The sequence below is a fragment of the Anabaena azotica FACHB-119 genome (assembly GCF_014697625.1).
Lineage (GTDB): Bacteria > Cyanobacteriota > Cyanobacteriia > Cyanobacteriales > Nostocaceae > Trichormus > Trichormus azoticus_A.
Genome location: NZ_JACJSG010000018.1, coordinates 46,222 through 63,233 on the forward strand (window position 1 = coordinate 46,222; position 17,012 = coordinate 63,233).

The 17,012-nt window shown below is 40.0% G+C and carries 13 protein-coding genes; 6 read left to right on the forward strand and 7 right to left on the reverse strand.

What is annotated here, in order from left to right; all coding sequences use genetic code 11:
• Positions 1 to 26: 26 nt before the first annotated feature.
• Both H6G83_RS14800 and H6G83_RS14805 read left to right on the forward strand, forming a co-directional pair.
• Positions 27 to 1,700 (forward strand): site-specific DNA-methyltransferase, encoded by a 1,674-nt coding sequence (locus tag H6G83_RS14800; RefSeq protein WP_190473509.1) that lies wholly within the window; start codon positions 27 to 29, stop codon positions 1,698 to 1,700.
• Positions 1,697 to 4,423 (forward strand): DEAD/DEAH box helicase, encoded by a 2,727-nt coding sequence (locus tag H6G83_RS14805; protein ID WP_190473512.1) that lies wholly within the window; start codon positions 1,697 to 1,699, stop codon positions 4,421 to 4,423. The genes H6G83_RS14800 and H6G83_RS14805 overlap by 4 nt, the downstream gene beginning before the upstream one ends.
• Here H6G83_RS14805 and H6G83_RS14810 read toward each other — a convergent pair whose 3' ends face one another.
• The gene (locus H6G83_RS14810; protein WP_390822009.1) at positions 4,424 to 5,638 is read right to left on the reverse strand and encodes a DUF4336 domain-containing protein; all 1,215 of its coding nucleotides are present in this window, start codon (positions 5,636 to 5,638) and stop codon (positions 4,424 to 4,426) included. It lies immediately after the preceding gene.
• A 459-nt stretch (positions 5,639 to 6,097) separates the two neighbouring features.
• On the opposite strand from H6G83_RS14810, the gene H6G83_RS14815 reads away from it, so the two are divergent.
• Positions 6,098 to 7,312, forward strand: coding sequence for a TPM domain-containing protein (locus H6G83_RS14815; RefSeq protein ID WP_190473519.1), 1,215 nt, complete (start codon positions 6,098 to 6,100; stop codon positions 7,310 to 7,312).
• A 6-nt stretch (positions 7,313 to 7,318) separates the two neighbouring features.
• Positions 7,319 to 8,095, forward strand: a complete 777-nt coding sequence (locus H6G83_RS14820) for a LemA family protein (protein ID WP_242044597.1) — start codon at positions 7,319 to 7,321, stop codon at positions 8,093 to 8,095.
• A 590-nt stretch (positions 8,096 to 8,685) separates the two neighbouring features.
• Here the strand turns inward: H6G83_RS14820 and H6G83_RS14825 are convergent.
• Positions 8,686 to 9,666, reverse strand: coding sequence for an aldo/keto reductase (locus H6G83_RS14825; protein WP_190473522.1), 981 nt, complete (start codon positions 9,664 to 9,666; stop codon positions 8,686 to 8,688).
• 86 nt (positions 9,667 to 9,752) lie between these two features.
• A complete protein-coding gene (locus H6G83_RS14830) occupies positions 9,753 to 10,919 on the reverse strand; it encodes an extracellular solute-binding protein (protein WP_242044598.1) in 1,167 nt (388 codons plus the stop codon).
• Between the two features lie 608 nt (positions 10,920 to 11,527).
• Between H6G83_RS14830 and H6G83_RS14835 the strand changes: the two genes are divergently transcribed.
• On the forward strand, positions 11,528 to 11,902 hold the full coding sequence (locus H6G83_RS14835; protein ID WP_190473524.1) for a hypothetical protein: 375 nt from the start codon (positions 11,528 to 11,530) through the stop codon (positions 11,900 to 11,902).
• A gap of 193 nt (positions 11,903 to 12,095) precedes the next feature.
• On the opposite strand, the gene H6G83_RS14840 is transcribed toward H6G83_RS14835, so the two are convergent.
• Together H6G83_RS14840 and tnpA are read right to left on the reverse strand one after the other, a co-directional pair.
• Positions 12,096 to 13,361, reverse strand: coding sequence for a nicotinate-nucleotide--dimethylbenzimidazole phosphoribosyltransferase (locus H6G83_RS14840; RefSeq protein WP_190473527.1), 1,266 nt, complete (start codon positions 13,359 to 13,361; stop codon positions 12,096 to 12,098).
• Positions 13,362 to 13,594: 233 nt separating this feature from the next.
• On the reverse strand, positions 13,595 to 14,002 hold the full coding sequence (gene tnpA, locus H6G83_RS14845; RefSeq protein WP_190473529.1) for an IS200/IS605 family transposase: 408 nt from the start codon (positions 14,000 to 14,002) through the stop codon (positions 13,595 to 13,597).
• Positions 14,003 to 14,237: 235 nt separating this feature from the next.
• Here tnpA and H6G83_RS14850 point away from each other — a divergent pair, with 235 nt between their 5' ends.
• Complete coding sequence (locus tag H6G83_RS14850) at positions 14,238 to 15,047, forward strand: transposase (protein ID WP_313936170.1); 810 nt, start codon at positions 14,238 to 14,240, stop codon at positions 15,045 to 15,047.
• A 32-nt stretch (positions 15,048 to 15,079) separates the two neighbouring features.
• Here H6G83_RS14850 and H6G83_RS14855 read toward each other — a convergent pair whose 3' ends face one another.
• Complete coding sequence (locus H6G83_RS14855) at positions 15,080 to 15,820, reverse strand: DUF2232 domain-containing protein (protein ID WP_190473534.1); 741 nt, start codon at positions 15,818 to 15,820, stop codon at positions 15,080 to 15,082.
• 12 nt (positions 15,821 to 15,832) lie between these two features.
• Complete coding sequence (locus H6G83_RS14860) at positions 15,833 to 16,531, reverse strand: Crp/Fnr family transcriptional regulator (protein WP_190473537.1); 699 nt, start codon at positions 16,529 to 16,531, stop codon at positions 15,833 to 15,835.
• Positions 16,532 to 17,012 lie beyond the last annotated feature (481 nt).

Below are 17,012 nucleotides of genomic sequence, written 5' to 3' on the forward strand. Positions count from 1 at the left end.
ATTTTTGCATAAAAGCTAAACTAATTATGACTAAAAAGCCGAGACTTGAATTAACATGGATTGGTAAAGAAAATCGCCCAAAATTAGAGCCGCGAATTTTGTTAGAAGATGTTGATAAATCTTATCATGCTACACATCTTGTCAGCGATAATGATATTTTTGATAACCGCTTAATTTTTGGTGATAACTTGTTAGCTCTCAAGGCTTTAGAGCAGGAATTTACAGGAAAGATTAAATGTATTTTTATTGATCCTCCTTATAACACAGGTTCAGCTTTTGAACATTACGATGATGGAGTTGAGCATTCTATCTGGCTTTCTTTAATGAGGGATCGTTTAGAAATTATCCGTAATTTATTATCAGAAGATGGTTCTTTGTGGATGACGATTGATGATAATGAAGCGCATTATTTAAAAGTAATGTGTGATGAAATTTTTGGACGTGCAAATTTTGTTGCAAATGTTGTTTGGCAAAAAAAATATGCCGCATCAAATGATTCATTATGGTTCAGTAATGATCATGATCACATTTTGATTTATGCAAAAGTTAAAGCGTCTTGGAAACTTAATAGACTTCCTCGGACTGACAAATCAAACTCAGCATACAAAAATCCTGATAATGACCCCCGTGGTGTTTGGCAATCCGACAATTATACCTGTAATAAATCTATTGATGAGCGACCTAATTTGTATTACCCAATCGTTAATCCGAATACGGGTGAAACTATTTTTCCCAAGAAAACGGCAGTATGGAGATATTCTCGTGAAAAACATGAGGAAAATGAACGACAAGGCTTAGTGTATTGGGGAGTAGAAGGAAAGAACTCTGTCCCTCGCTTCAAGAGATTTTTAAGCAAAGTCTCTGAAAAAGGGGGAGTACCACAAACAATATGGAGGTGGGAAGAAGTTGGACATAATCAAGACGCTAAAAGAGAGCAGTTACAACTTAATTCAGAAGAGCCTTTTTCAACCCCTAAACCCGAAAAACTTTTAGAACGTATTCTTCAACTTGCAACAAATCCAGGTGATCTAGTTCTCGATTCCTTTGCAGGTTCAGGAACAACAGGTGCAGTAGCGCACAAGATGGGAAGACGCTGGATCATGATTGAACTAGGGGAACATTGTCATACCCATATCATTCCCAGACTCAAAAAAGTGATTGATGGTGAAGACAAAGGCGGTATTACACAAGCTGTTAACTGGAAAGGTGGCGGAGGCTTTCGTTACTATCGTCTTGCGCCATCACTGTTAGAAAAAGATAAATGGGGTAACTGGATTATTAACAAAGAATATAACCCCGCCATGTTAGCCGAAGCACTTTGCAAAATTGAAGGCTTCACTTATGCACCATCAGATACATTTTATTGGCAACATGGTTATTCTACAGAACGAGATTTTATCTATGTAACTACTCAAAATCTCAGTCACGAACAACTATCTAAACTGTCTGATGAAGTAGGACAGGAACGCACTTTACTTATTTTATGTAGCGCCTTTCGTTGCACAGCAGATATATTTCCAAACCTGACAATCAAGAAAATTCCTCAACAAATACTTTCACGTTGTGAATGGGGACACGATGATTACAGCCTAAAAATTGAAAATCTGCCTAAAGCACCTCCAAAAAGTGAACAATCATCATTAGCAAAACCTCTAGAATTACCCATACAAAAATCACTATTTGATATAAATAAATTATGATAAATCATTTTGTAAATAATATTTCTAATCGTCTGAGTTTGCGTCCCCCTCAAAGACAATCATTAGAAATTCTCAATCGGATTTGTGAACTTTTGCCTATTAATGGTCAAGCAGATATAGAAACAAGTTTAGCGAAAATTAACCAAGAATTTCCCACAGTTACTAATTTTGAGCGTGAATTTCCATCTCTTTGTTTTGCACTAGCAACAGGTGTAGGTAAAACGAGACTCATGGGGGCTTTTATTAGTTACCTAAACCTAGCACATAATATAAAAAATTTCTTCGTCTTAGCACCCAACCTGACTATTTATAACAAACTGATTCATGATTTTACACCCAATACTCCAAAATATGTATTTACAGGAATATCTGAATTTGCGGTTCAGTTACCCATTATTATCACAGGTGACAATTATGAAACCAATGCCAGAACAATTTTAGACCCACTAATTCCATGTAAAATCAATATTTTCAATATCTCAAAAATTAACTCAGAAGTTCGCGGTGGCAAAAGTCCTAAAATTAAACGACTATCTGAATATATTGGTGAAAGTTATTTTGATTATCTTTCCCAGTTACAAGACCTTGTAATTTTAATGGATGAATCGCACCGATATCGAGCTACTGCCGGACTTCGTGCTATTAATGAATTAAAACCATTAATGGGTTTAGAACTCACAGCTACACCCTCTGTAGAAACCAGCAGAGGAACTATACCTTTTAAAAATGTCATTTATAATTATCCACTGGGGCGGGCAATTACGGATCGTTTTGTTAAAGATCCTGCTGTTGTTACTCGTAAAAACTTTAATCCTGCTAGCTTATCACCAGAAGCAATTGAACGTATCAAATTAGAAGATGGAATTTATTTACACGAAAATATTAAAGCTGAATTAAAAGTTTATTCTCTGCAAACAGGAAAGTCAATTGTTAAGCCATTTATGCTTGTTATTGCCCGTGATACTAACCATGCTACACAAATTTTAGAACTGATTCAATCTGATGAATTTGCCAAAGGCTATTACAAAGATAAAGTTATTCAAGTTGATTCTAGTAAAACAGGCGCACAAGAAGATGAAATGGTAGAAAGATTGCTAAAGGTAGAACATCCAGATGAACCAACAGAAATAGTTATTCATGTGAATATGTTAAAAGAAGGGTGGGATGTTACCAACCTATATACAATTGTACCATTAAGAGCCGCCAATTCTGAAATTTTGATTAAACAATCTATTGGTCGGGGATTACGTTTACCTTATGGAAGACGCACAGGTATAGATATTGTAGACCGTTTAAATATTGTTGCCCATGACAAATTCCAAGAAATTGTGGAAGAAGCAAAACGTCCTGAATCAGAAATTAGATTGCAGCAAATTATCCTCAAACCAGAAGATTTACAAGAAAGAACAAAAACAGTTATTTCACATTCTAAACTTGCCCATAATTTAGGAATTACTACAGAACCAACTGTTGAACAAAATATAAATTTGCAAGAGACAGAAATAAAAGATATTACAAATTCTATATTTACATCAACAATAGAACAAAAAATTGCAAATCTGGCTTACCAAGAAATTCAAAAGTTAGAGAATTATCCTGAACAAGTACCAACTACATCATATCTGTCAACACCAAGAGTTCAAGCAATGGTACGGGAAGCTGTAGCTAGAGAATATCAGCCAGAACAGTTGGAATTTGAAGGTGTAACTATACCACCAAATATTGAGGCAATTGTTGCTAAAACAACTAATCTAGTAGTTCAGCAAACTATTGATATTCCTAAAATTCTCATAGTTCCTAAAGGAGAGGTGAAATCAGGTTTTAGGTCTTTTGCTTTAAATGTAACAGAATTAAATTATACGGTTCCCTCTAAAAAGGAATTACATATTCAATCTTTAGCTACTTATGATTATACATCTTTAGAAATCGCTTTAGTCACTTTTACAGAATCTCGATTAGAAAACTATATTGTCAATAATTTAGTCAAATTTGATGATATTTCTTATGACGAAAATGCAGATTTGCTTTATGATTTAGCTGGACAAGTGGTTAGTCATTTTCTCAGTTATTTATCGGTAGAAGATACTCAGAAAGTTTTATATTATTACCAAAGCGAAATCGCTAATTATGTCCATAATCAGATGAAAAAGCATTTCTGGGAAGATGATCAAGTTGAATATAAATACGAAATTAGCAAAGGTTTTACCACCTTAAAAGAGAGTGTATATACGACTAAAGCGAAAAATTATTTAAATTATAGAACTTCTCCCCCAGATAAAAGCAATATGTCCGAATATCTTTTTACAGGTTTTTCTAAATGCCTGTATACAGAACAAAAATTTCAATCAGAAGCTGAGAGGATATTATCGATAGTTTTAGAACGGGATGCAATTAAATGGTTTAAACCAGCAAGAGGACAATTTCAGATTTATTACAAATGGGAGGGAGATTATTTAGAATATCAACCTGATTTTGTGGCAGAAACAGCAGAAATTATATATATGCTTGAACCTAAAAATCGAGATGAAATAGATAAGCCTCAAGTGCTGGCTAAGAAGGATGTAGCAGTTAAATGGTGTGAATATGCTTCTGAATATATGCTCAAGCATAAGGGTAAACCTTGGGTTTATGTGTTGATACCCCATGATGCGATCGCCGAAAATATGACAATAAAAGGACTAGCTGATCGCTTCAACACTAACGGTTATGCTACTGGTAACTGATTACACTTGCTCTTTTGCAGGTGGTACAATTCGGGTTTTAGATAAACCGCTATCGATTTCTTGCAGAAGTTGAAAGTCTTTTGTTGGTAAGGGATAGCTGCTACTACTGAAAACACCCGCCGTAGGCTGCTTTTCTAAAAAAGAGAAAGCTTGGCGGAATTGATGGGGTTCGGCTTTGATTGGCGCATCAAAATGACAGGGAATAATCCAATGAAAGCCCCAACTGGCTACTTTATCAGCCCAGTTAATGGTTTCTTTGGGTGCGCGGTTGAGAATCAAAGTCTGTAAAACTGGGGCGACAAATAAACGCCCATCCCCACGCAATGCGGTAAACGATCGCTCCCAATCTGGTTGCCATTTAAAGGGAAATAAGCCAAAATAAGCTCTATAAGAGCGTTCTGGCGCTTTTAAGGCTTCCTTGAATACATCCACCCAACTGGGTACATCTAAGGCGCTGGGACGGAAATATAGAGCAAATAGGGTGATGCGTTCCCATCCTTTGCGGCGGTTGGCTTGATTATCTGCAACGATATCCGAGGCTTGATCTTTGGCGTGGAATAGTAAAGGATAGGGGTCTAACTGGACGATCGCTGGTGGATCGGCTGGCACAGAAACGATAGAATCGGTAACAAGGAGAGTATGCGATCGCTTGTGGAAAAATGCTACCTCAGCAAACTTACCGGGGCCAAGGTCGATTGTATCTAAGATTGCATAGTCAAACTCATCAGCAAAGGGAACTTGGCTACTATCTTCTGGGAGTATATGAGTACGTCTACTAGGTAAACCCAGCCAACTCAGGGGAAGATTGAGAGGGAAACTCCACTGGTTAGGGGCGACATATACCTGGGCTTGGGGAAAACATCTGGCGAAAGGGCCGACAAATACCTTATGTTCCAATCCCGAAATCGTGGGCAGAATAATATATTTTACATCTCCGTGTTCCGCCACTAATTCCTTGACCAAGCGAATACATTCAGGGGTGGGTGCGACTGGTGCATATACCAGTAGTCCTCCCTGCTCCAGTTTGACTACAGTCATGCGAATAGGGACAACCACGTAAAAAATTCCCTGCATCTGGTCAAAAGTCCAGATGGTATCTTTAATCACTTCCTGCCTGAGCGTCCGCCGCTTACCGTATGGGTACAGTGGTAAAGTAAACCAGTAAAACCATGACCAGTCTCTAGGATTAATTTGTCCTAAAATTTCATCACGCACCACTGCAACACCCCTAAATGAGCCTTGTTCACAATAATTTTATCTGCACCCCGAAACATGGAGTTTAGCAAATTGTGGTAACAACAGGCTAGTGGCGTGGCAAGGCTAAAGTGCATTAACGAAAAATCCCTCATCTTGCCCATCTGCGTTTATCTGCGTGCATCTGCGTTCAAATTTTTTGTCAATCTATTGCCACATTTTCATCTTGCCACACCAATAATAATCTAAGATACTGATTCAGTATAGCCTCAACCAACAAGCAGCCTTAACAGCCTCAACAACAAATTTTTACTTGCGTCAGCTTGAGGTTTAAGTATTGTTTATTTTCCTAACAAATTTGGCAAATTCTGGTGAAAGAATTAGTATCTAAATATGTGTCATAACGTTCAAACTAAAACCTAAGAACAAAAACTGATTTTACTTCTAGATGCTAGACAGTTTTTGCTAGGGTTAAAGAATATGCAAGTTAATTTTCTAAAACCAAAACAAATTTTGACAGTAGGTTTATTTTCTTCTGTCATCTTTATTTGTCCTCTTTCTAGCCTGGCTTTGACTGTTAAAGAAGTCCCTAATCCCAGACAACGCGGTGTTTGGGTTACTGATATGGCGGGGATTCTCAGCAATGAAACAGAAAGCCAAATCAATCAAATGATTTCTCAACTTGAGGCAAAAAACGGCACAGAAATGGCAGTGGTAACTGTGCCAAAAACTGCGCCGGCGGATAGTCCCAAAAAATTTGCTACCGAACTTTTTAATTATTGGGGAGTTGGTAAAAAAGGAAAAGATAATGGGGTATTGTTCTTAATTTCTGTTGGCGATCGCCGTGTCGAAATTGAGACTGGTTATGGTGTGGAAGCAATTTTACCTGATGCGAAAGTAGGCGATATTATTGATAGTCAAATTATCCCGCAATTCAAAAAAGGCGATTTTGCAGGTGGGACAGTGGCGGGAACTAAAGCCTTAGTAGTTATTTTACAATCTGAGCGATCGCCAACGGCGGACAAAACGCCATTACCTGTAACTTCCAACCCAGAAATCTCTCAGCCTGAAAATAATCACCCTTGGGGACTGGTAGCAGTAACAGGCATATCTATACTAGGAATTGGCGGTGCATCTGCTTATTTGGGACGTAAAAAGAAACTTCTCATTCCCCCTTCAGGACGCACACGTAGAAAACAAGGCAATTACATTTTTTGTTGTGAAAACTGTCAACAACCAATGGTAAAAGTAGACAAAGCTACAGTCGAGGAACATCTGAACAAAGTAGAAAAAACTGCACAGAACTTAGGTAGTGTCCGCTTTGAAGGATGGAAATGTCCTAATTGCAGCGATATCACAGACACAGGTTTTAATATAGTCGCTCTGGAGTCCCATTTTGCTCGATTTAGGCGATGTCCTCATTGTAACGAACTGACAGTTACCCGCAAGGAAAAAACTGTCACTCCAGCCACAGTAGGAAATTTTGGCAGACGATTAATTATCGATGAATGTCATAGCTGTTCCTACCACAAAAAGACAGAAGAATTAATCCCACCCCTACCACCGCCACCGCCTCCTAATTCTGGAAGCTGGGGTGGTTCTAGTGGCGGTGGAAGTAGTGGTGGCGGAAGTAGCAGTGGTGGTAGCTTCGGTGGCGGAAGTAGCGGTGGTGGTGGTGCTGGTGGTAATTGGTAAGTAAAGATGATGAATAATGCAGATAAAAGAATCCCCGAAGAGATAGCCCCAGAGGTGCTAGAATTAGCCTCACGCTACTACGCCCAGCAAAGTCAAAGTTATTCACCTGATGAATTGATCACAGCCGGAAAAGAAGTTAATATTCCTGCTGAGTTGATTCAACAAGCCATTCAAGAAGTCCAAGCAAAACATCAGCAACAAGTTGAGAAACAACAGCAATTAGCCCATCTACGCCAAAGACTACTCATCTTTGGTGCGGGCATAGTTGCCGCATTAACAGTCTGGACTGCTTGGACTTATAATTCTCTACAGAATAGTAGTACCAGAGTAGCAGCCGCCTGGGCGCAAGTAGAAAATCAACTCCAGCGCCGTGCTGACTTGATACCTAACTTAGTCAATGTGACACAAGCTTATGCCAAACAGGAAAAAGAGCTAATCTCTTTGTTGGTACAATCACGACAGGCTTATGTACAAGCAGCGACACCAGAACAAAAAGCTGGTGCGATCGCACAAATTAATCAAGCAATTGGCAGTTTTCAAAACTATGCTGCTGCTAATAATCAATTACGTTCCAGTCAATTATTTATCAATCTGCAATATGAATTAGCAGGTACTGAAAATCGCATAGCTGTAGAACGGATGCGTTACAACCAAGCAGTACAAGCATATAATCGAGAAATTCAAAGCTTCCCTAACTCACTTGTAGCTAATACTTTCGGGTTTGAGAAGCAGAAATTTTTCCAAGCTAATAATACCCAAGTTCCTAAAGTCTTGCCGTATTGACACTCTCTCAGTTTAAAAATTCCCATTGTCTACAGGGCGCAAGACCTTATCTTAATTAAAAATCTTGTAACTCCTTGATCAGAATATGGTGTGTAATGGGCTGAAAAGCTAATTATTTCACATCTTGCACCTTCTCAATAAGCAGGTGCCGATGCACTGCCCACCCTACGAAATAATAAGGGTTTCGGGCTTCGATTTTCGCAATAAGGTAATGGTGCAAGATATAATATCAAGTTCGGCTAATTACTTATAATATGGTTGTTTTGGTCGGTAATGGGTAATAGCTAATAGGTAATTGTTTTCTACCATTAGCAATTACCAATTACCAATTACCAACCCCGAAGATATGATAAGTGATTAAGCGGACATGATATAAGTTATAGCAGATTGCAACCGGATAAAATACAGATTCATCTGCGTACCCTGCGGGTTCGCGTTAGCGTTGCGTAGCAAAGGCTTCGCCAACATCTGCGTTCATCTGCGTTCAATTATTTTTTCTGTACCTCACTGACTTGAAAACCGCTATATTTCGTAGGGTGGGGAGTGCATCGCCATGTACTTATTGAGAAAGTGCAAGTTGAGAGATAATTTTATTTCGTCTGGAAAATATTTTGCACCATTTTTTTATCAGAACTAGCAGCAGCTTGATCTAACTCAGCGACTTCTCCCGCATCTAATAGCCAACCCAAAGCGCCGATATTCTCCTGCGCCTGTTGCACAGATTTTGCACCGGGGATGGGAATGGTTCCTTTGGCAATACACCAGTTCAGCGCTACTTGCGACATGGTTTTATTTCGGGATGCTGCCACTTCTCGTAAACATTGTAGGAGCGATCGCACCCCAGGCAACAACTGTCTGAACAACAAACCCCTCACCCCAGGCGGAAAAGGCCCTTTCTCTGAATATTTGCCAGTCAATATCCCCAAAGCTAAAGGGCTGTAAGCAATTAGTTGTATACCCAATTCATCACAAACCTGTTTCAATCCCAACTCAGTCACGGGATATGTAGATAATAATGAATACTGTACTTGCAACGTCTTAATCGGTACGCCTCGCTCAGAAAACTTTTGATGCACCCTTTGCAGTCTTTTAGTACCGTAATTAGACAACCCTACACCCTTAACTAAACCTTGTTCATACAAGTCAGCTAAACCATCCAATAACCCTTCTTCTTGCCAAGGTGCATAATTGGCAGTTGACCAGTGCATTTGTACTAAATCAACATTTCTTCCCAAGCGTTGAGCAGAAGACTTACAAGCATTTATCATAGACTGACTTGTCCATCGCCAAGGGTAAGCAGCCAGCTTAGTGGCAATGCAAATCTTTTCTTGGTTGACACCTTGATACTCTTGAGAAAATCTCCCCAGCAGCGACTCACTGCGCCCGTTCAATCTTCCTGTGCCGTAAGAGTCACCCGTATCAAACAAGGTAACACCGTTGCTCACACAGAGGTTAAAGACGGCTTGTAATTGCCCGTCCATGCTTTCGTTATATCCCCAAAGCAGTTGGTTTCCCCATGCCCAAGTTCCACAACCCATCTTGGGGAGTGATAATTCTTGGTTAGTTTGCATTGTTACCCTCTAATGTCTTTTTCAGTGATCAGTTATCAGTTATCAGTTATCAGTTATCAGTTATCAATTGACTAATGACTAATGACTTACGCCTTCATTTTGGCAAAAAACGATTCATATTGTTTTGTGGCTTCTGGCGGTAAGGGAAGTAAAAATTCACCTTTGGCGAATACTTCTTGACTATTGAGTAATAAACTACTAAATGATTCTTGGATGTCAGAAGCTTGAATATCAGTAGTAATTGGTGAATTAGCTTTGGTGAACAAAGAAATTTCCTTGGCACTTTTCGGCTGTAGACAAAAATCAATCCATTGTGATGATAGGGCATCCTTTGCAGTTTCTTTAGGGCTTACCCACAAGTCTGCCCAGATAGCTGTCCCTGAACGGGGGATAGCTACCCTCAGTTGGGGATAACGTGCCAAGACTGATATTACATCACTTGACCAACCAACAGCTAGCCAAGTATCGCCAATAATTAGGGGTTCTAGGTAAGTGTTGGAACTGTAGAGTTTTACTTGTTGGTTTAATGTTTGCAGTTCTTTTTCTAACTCTGGGACTGTGGCTAGGTTTTCTGTGTTGTATGATCTTCCTAGTTTCTTTAAGACTAAACCAATTACTTCTCTTGGTTGGTCTAGTAAAGAAATACGCGATCGCACTTCACTACGCCACAAATCACTCCAATCTTGCGGTGTCCATCCCAACTCCTTAAACTTATCGCGATTATAGATAATTACTGTCGTACCCCAACGATAAGGTGCAGCCCAAATTTTCCCCTGTGGATCTGGGATACCTTGTTCGTTACGCTTCACTAAGTTCTGCCATCTAGAATCTAAACTAGACCACTGTTGTAACTGTGCTACTTCTAATGGTTTAATCAGTTTCCTTTGAATTGCCGTTGTTAACCAATAATCTCCCAATGTGATCAAGTCAGCCACAGCCACAGTTTGTGAATTTCTCAACGGAATAAAGCGAGTCCATACTGGCTCATCTGTGGCTTTTGGGTTTTCCTGCCAACTTAACAATCGTTTATATAACTCTTCTATGCGTCCGACTGGCGCAAACTTTAATTCTACCTTTTCTTTGAGACTGCGGTTAAATCGATTAACTACCTGACTAGGAATAGAGCCTTTCAATAATTGCACGTTAAGTTTTGGCTGATTATTACCAGCACAGCCTACAAGTAGCTGTGATAACGTCATACCACCCAGACTTAACAAAAAAGACCGACGATTCATTGCTTTAAGTTTATACATAATAGATTAAAAGAATATAGTAAACAATAAACTGGTGAAAATGGCTTTATTTTGACAAATTATAGTGATACACAGCCAAAGGTATGTTTTTTATAAGATTACTTGTATTAACTACAGTTAGTTAGCATAGACGCATAGTTACTTATTGTCTGTCCTGATTTTTCATTCCTTGAATATCCAGCCATTACTCATCTTTCAAGCTGTTTATAAAAATCCAATTACTAGCAAACTGAACATTGTTATGGTTTCCTCATAGCTCAACTTTCTCATCAATAACATTAAGTATTCATTAATACAGTTTCAGTAATGTAAATCATAATTTTTTAGTATATATGATGATTTATTTAAGCTTTTGAGATTGAGCTTGTTATATTAGATAGGTGTGAACCCTTACACAGAAAGGCTTTTCAGACAAAACATATATTTGGTTAATGTTTTTTAGTTAAAAAATGAGCAATCACTATATTAATTGTTGAAATTTGTTAACAAATGACTAACTATATTTCATTTTCCAAAGGAAGATTTGAAACATTAAATAATTCATAAGTATATTTAACATTGCGAGTAAATTGAATAACATAGAGAAAATGTGCGGACGAGGGTATTAAATGGAGCCATTACAACAACAGATCCTGACTTTGAGTCATAAGCTGGATGCCCTCTACCAGGTGATTGAGCAGCTTGACTTAAAAGTCGCTCAAGCTTTTTCGGAATGTTCTTTAGCCAGAACAGAAGCAAAAGATAATTATCTGGAAAATAGCCAAACTGGTCATTACCAGTTTAAAGGACATATCGGTTTTAATCAGGAACTAGAACATAAGGATGTACTGACAGACGGCCTTTACCTAGACATGAGCCGTCAAAATGGAGAAAAAGTATTATCACCAGAAATTCAAATACAACGACTAACGGCACAATTAACCGCAGCCTACAATCGTATCGCTGCTTTAGAAGAACAATTACTCAGAGAAAGAATTCACTAGTTAATTAAACTAAAGTCAAACTTACCCAGTTTTCCCGGAGTCTGTCTGAGTCCGGTATTTTAGGTTTTTGACAGTTGACAGTTGACAGTTGACAGAGGGGACAGTCTTTCCTCTTTCCCCCTTCCCCTTTCCCCTTTCCCCCTCATCTTTATGGCATAAGTTAGCAATTACGATATACTTTCCCCTTTCCCCCTTACCCTTTCCCCTTTCCCCCTCTTGTTTCCTCACTCCCCAGTTCTAACCGTTGAATTTGGCTTTCAATGGCTTGTAACAGTTGATGTTGTTGCCAATTCTTGTATAGGTTAGCGGCTATGCAGGCTGCACCAGCTCCTACGCCTTCCTTGACAAAGCCTTGCTCATATGCTTGGAGTTGGGTGTAACGGGAATCAGCAAAACTTAACTGAGTGGCTAAGAGTGGAGGGGTTTTCATTTGCGGATATTGGCTATTTTTACCTATATTCAGAGCTAATTCGACAGTGCTGCCTGTGGGGTCTTCTGCTACCCACCGGGTTGTGCCTACAACCACTGCTGTAGGTTGCCAAGCTAAATTGTAGGCTTGGGCGATCGCACTGGTCAAAGCATAAACAGCCAACATTTGCGTACCCCCAGCCAACATCACACCACAACTGCGACTAGCTGCGATCGCCATCCCTGCCACAACCACCTGCATGGGATCACCAACGGCGGCGACTAGTTTTAGTGGGTCTGGGGTCTGGGGATTGGGGGGAGATGAGGGGGAAAGGGGAAAGGGGAAGGGGGAAAGGGGAAAGGGGGAAGACTGTCCCCTCTGCCCCTCTGCCCCCCTGCCCCTCTGCCCCTCTGCCCCCTGCCTCCTCATCCTCTCCAACCCCTGCTGCACGACTTGCCATTTTTGCTCATGGTTACAGACTGGGTGACTGCTGTTGACTTTGCCTGCTGCGTCAATGCCTAAGCCAGTTAAAATTGCTTGAGCAGTTGTAGTCCCACCCACAACGCATTCGCTGAGAATTACATATCCCTGGGGAACTTTAGCAGCCAAGCGATCGCCCCAAAGCAAACCTTGCTCAAATAGATGGTGTACAGTTGTTATTTCCATTGCCGCGCCTGTACTCAAACATCTAGCAGGACAACCACCTAAATCAATTATTGGTATAGCCGGGGAATGAGGTAAACCCGCATTAAATACATCAACCGGAATGTTGAGTTCCTCCACAACCGCGCGGGATATAACAACAGGAGATGCACCTGCTGTCAGTGGTGGTAGGGGATACTTGGGTTGATGTGCTGCACCGTAGTATAAAAACTCAGCATCAGCGCAGGCAGTATATTTCCGATCCTCCGGAGTGCGACCAGCCGCCGAAATGCCGGGAATCAGACCAGTTTCCGTAAAACCGAGGATACAGGTAAATAAGGGTAGGCGATCGCTATATCGTCGCAACCAAGCTTCACCCTGTTCGATTTGAGTATAAATGCTTATCATTAGTCATTAGTCATTAGTCAACAGTCAACAGTCAACGGTACTCAACCTTAAACAGTAGACTATCGACTATTGACCAATCTTTAACGTAACGCGAAAGTCCCTACATAGGCGCGAAGCAAGGTAGGGATGAATAGCGGGCTATGACGATTGCATACCTGAGTGAAATCAACCGTGAGGTTGATAAGGGAACGGTATGTATGTTCGCGTAGCGGCACGTAGTGCGGAGTAGCCAATCATTCTTCTGGGTTTTCTTGAGATTGTATATATTGTTGAATTTTTTCAATAGGTGCGCCACCAGTAGAAGCAACATAATATGAACTAGACCAAAATAGGGGTTTTCGATAAAAAGTAGATAAATGCTCTGAAAATTCTTTTTGGATAATTCTACTAGACGCTGATTTCAGGCTACCTACAAGAACAGATAAATTGTTGTCTGGGTGAAAATCAATTAGTAAATGAACATGGTCTACTTCTCCTGAAAATTCAATTAGTCTGCACCTAGTTTTGATGCAAACGTTAGCAAATATTTCTTGTAACCGTTCCAGAATTGGAACGGTTATTGTTTTGCGCCTGTACTTGGTGACAAACACAAAATGCAGGTGAATGGAGAAAACAGAATGAGAACTTTTTCTGACAACCACTTAACAACCCTATAGGTCAACCGTAATATCATAGAATAATTTATTTTAGGAGACAACTAGATCAGTGGCTACAAGGCGGATGACTTTCAGGTTATACCCAAATAAACAAATAGAGAAGTCTTTGAGGTATCACCGGAAGCTCCACAAAGACTTGTACAACTGTGCTATATACAATAGATTCACTCAATATCAAAAATTCAATCATTCTGTTAGCTATTTCGAGCAACAAAACTCATTGCCTGCTTTCAAGGAGATTTGGACTGAGTACAAGCTAATAAATTCTCAAGCCTTACAAGCAACCTTAAAACGTGTTGATTTTGCCTTTGAACGCTGGTTTAAAGGATTAGGTAAGCGTCCTAGATACAAATCAATTCGTCATTACTCAGGTTGGACTTATCCAGCTAAAAGCGGATATTCAGTAGAGTCCAATGGTGAAAATGGTTATATTACTTTAGCTAAAATTGGTAGTATTCAGATGCGGGGCAAAGCTAAGTATTGGGTAACTCCAACCACTTGCACAATTGTTTACCGTAATGGTAAATGGTACGCATCTATTACCATTGATGTGCTAGACCAAGTTCTAAAACCAGATGTTTTACCAATTAATGCTGTTGGTTTTGGAATGCTTCGTAGTACCATCAAATATAAGGTTGAGCAAATTGGTGGTGTGTTTGTTGAAGTTCCGACCAAAAAAGTAAAGCCTAGCCAAACCTGCCCAAAATGCGGTCATCAACACAAAAAAACTCTTGATATTAGAGTTCATAATTGTGAGTCTTGTGGATACGTTCAAGACCGTGATATTGCTGCTGCTGAAGTTATGCTTTACTATGCTCAAGGTAATCTACCGGGGTTTGGAACGAACCTCGTTCGCGTTGGCGTAGCCTCACGTAGTGAAGCGTCTCGCAGAGAAGATGCTGATGTCACTAGCTCTACTTCACGTACTCGCTCATCTGCGGGAAGCATGAAGCAACTGGGGCAAATGAAGCGTCAAAAACTCAACTCTACTGGGGTGAATGTAGAAACTCACCCCTCAACGTTCGCGTAGCGTCACGAAGTGAAGTAGGGGTGAGTAGTTCATTAATCCAATAGAACTTGTATCCAATGGGGAGGGCGGGGAATGGGATTGCCTAAGCGATCTAAAAGTAATAACGCCGCTATGTGTACAACAAACAGATAAATAAAATTGTTGATCACAATTAATGCTACTGCCCCCAACTGAATCAAAAATACACTAGGACTATTTAACAATCCCAGTTGCAAGAAGACCCACTCGATTAACTCTGTGACTTGGGTAATTAAATAAATCCATAGGTCTTCCCCCGACAACACAGACAGTAACCACAAGCGGAAAAAGACCCCCAAACTACCTAACAGCGTACCCAAGGTAATAGAGACAATCCAAGGAGCGCGGCGATACCAAGCCGCACCTAGTAGCACGCCCATGAAGGCAAAAGGCATGACAAACAACAGGCTGCGTGCTGGCCCCATTAACACGGATAACAGTAAACCAGAGGTTACAGCCGCCATCCATGCAGCTCGTTTACCCCAACGTAGGTAAACTAGGGCGATAGGTACGGGGAAGAATATCCGCAACAATGGGCCGAGGGGAAAGTAGAAATTGATAAACCAAATCAGGCTGGATGTGCTTGCTAAGAAAGCTGTCTCTACCATCCTCAAGGGAGCATCAACTTTCATTTGGGGAGATAGCAAGTTGTGTTGCTTTGGCTCTGGTTGATCTGAATTTGGGTTATGTTCGGTCTGAGATTCAGGGGATGTATCTTCCTCTGGCTCATCTGGCAGAGAATCTAATGTACTCATCGGGAAAATTGATTAGATTAACATCTTTTCTAAGGCTGACAAATCAGGAATACAAATAGTGTCTTGATCTCGCTTAATCAAGCCTTTTTTTTCTAACCTTGTCAATACCCTAGTCACAGTTTCTCTTGCCAAACCACTCAAACTGCTCAGTTCTCGATGAGGTAAATTAGGGATTTCCGTTCCTGTCTGTCCCCGTTTTCCTTGACCTTCTGCTAAAAATAGCAGAGTATCTGCCACCCGCGATTGACTATCAGATTCTCGCAACCGCAGCCGGCGATTTACTTGCCGCAAGCGCCTAGCCATCAACTGCGATAAGCGCACACCAGCCAAAGGTTCCGTGTGCAGCAACTTGACAAAATCTTGGGAAGGCATACTGCCAATTACTGTACTAGTCAGAGTAATCACATCTGTGGAACGAGGTACTTCATCTAAAGCCGCCATTTCCCCAAATAATTCTCCTGTGCCGAGAATATTCAGCGTCACCTCTTTCCCTTCTAAATTATAAGTACGTATTTTTACCCAACCATCAACTATAAAATATACAGCGCCTCCCCAGTCGTTTTCTAGTAGGATAACCTGATTAGCTGGGTGTGTACGTGTAACAACATGATTAAGAGCCAGTTCTACAGCAGTTTCTGGTAGCCCTTGAAAAAAGGGAGCCGAGATCATCCAAGGATTAGTAGACAACTGCAAGCTATATCGGTCTTCCATTACGACATTATGATGATTAAGCGGCTATATGTAAACAAAGTTAAAGAAGTACATCTTAGCCTAAAATGTTAAGTACTAGTTATTACACTAATGTTTTTAAATTTTATCTTATAAATTTAAACTACGTTACACTTATACACGCAACTGTTCTTGATTTTTAATTGAAAAACAACCAAACTCAAACTAGTTAATTTTTGTTAATCAGTTTAACTAAGTATTATGTACAGTGTCTTAGGCGTAAGCCATAACCTGCCAAAAGCTTTGGGCTAGGGGTAGGAAGTGGGAAGTGGGTAATGGAAAATTCACCAATATCATCATAAATCATAGTAGATATTTGTTAACCCGCGCCTACTTTTTTATAGGTAGTAAATTCGTGCAAAAGTCAAATAGGAATTTGATAGTTTAATACTTTTTTGCTATTCACTCAGTCTATCGTTCTCTACGGAAATCTAATTAAATACGTATTATCACGTAAATACAT

What these genes read in the sequence shown, in the direction of transcription:
- H6G83_RS14800 (WP_190473509.1), top strand. Translation starts at nt 27, where the DNA reads ATGACTAAAAAGCCGAGACTTGAATTAACATGGATTGGTAAAGAAAAT.
- H6G83_RS14805 (WP_190473512.1), top strand. Translation starts at nt 1,697, where the DNA reads ATGATAAATCATTTTGTAAATAATATTTCTAATCGTCTGAGTTTGCGT.
- H6G83_RS14815 (WP_190473519.1), top strand. Translation starts at nt 6,098, where the DNA reads ATGCAAGTTAATTTTCTAAAACCAAAACAAATTTTGACAGTAGGTTTA.
- H6G83_RS14820 (WP_242044597.1), top strand. Translation starts at nt 7,319, where the DNA reads ATGATGAATAATGCAGATAAAAGAATCCCCGAAGAGATAGCCCCAGAG.
- H6G83_RS14825 (WP_190473522.1), bottom strand. Translation starts at nt 9,666, where the DNA reads ATGCAAACTAACCAAGAATTATCACTCCCCAAGATGGGTTGTGGAACT.
- H6G83_RS14830 (WP_242044598.1), bottom strand. Translation starts at nt 10,919, where the DNA reads ATGTATAAACTTAAAGCAATGAATCGTCGGTCTTTTTTGTTAAGTCTG.
- H6G83_RS14835 (WP_190473524.1), top strand. Translation starts at nt 11,528, where the DNA reads ATGGAGCCATTACAACAACAGATCCTGACTTTGAGTCATAAGCTGGAT.
- H6G83_RS14840 (WP_190473527.1), bottom strand. Translation starts at nt 13,361, where the DNA reads ATGATAAGCATTTATACTCAAATCGAACAGGGTGAAGCTTGGTTGCGA.
- H6G83_RS14855 (WP_190473534.1), bottom strand. Translation starts at nt 15,820, where the DNA reads ATGAGTACATTAGATTCTCTGCCAGATGAGCCAGAGGAAGATACATCC.
- H6G83_RS14860 (WP_190473537.1), bottom strand. Translation starts at nt 16,531, where the DNA reads ATGGAAGACCGATATAGCTTGCAGTTGTCTACTAATCCTTGGATGATC.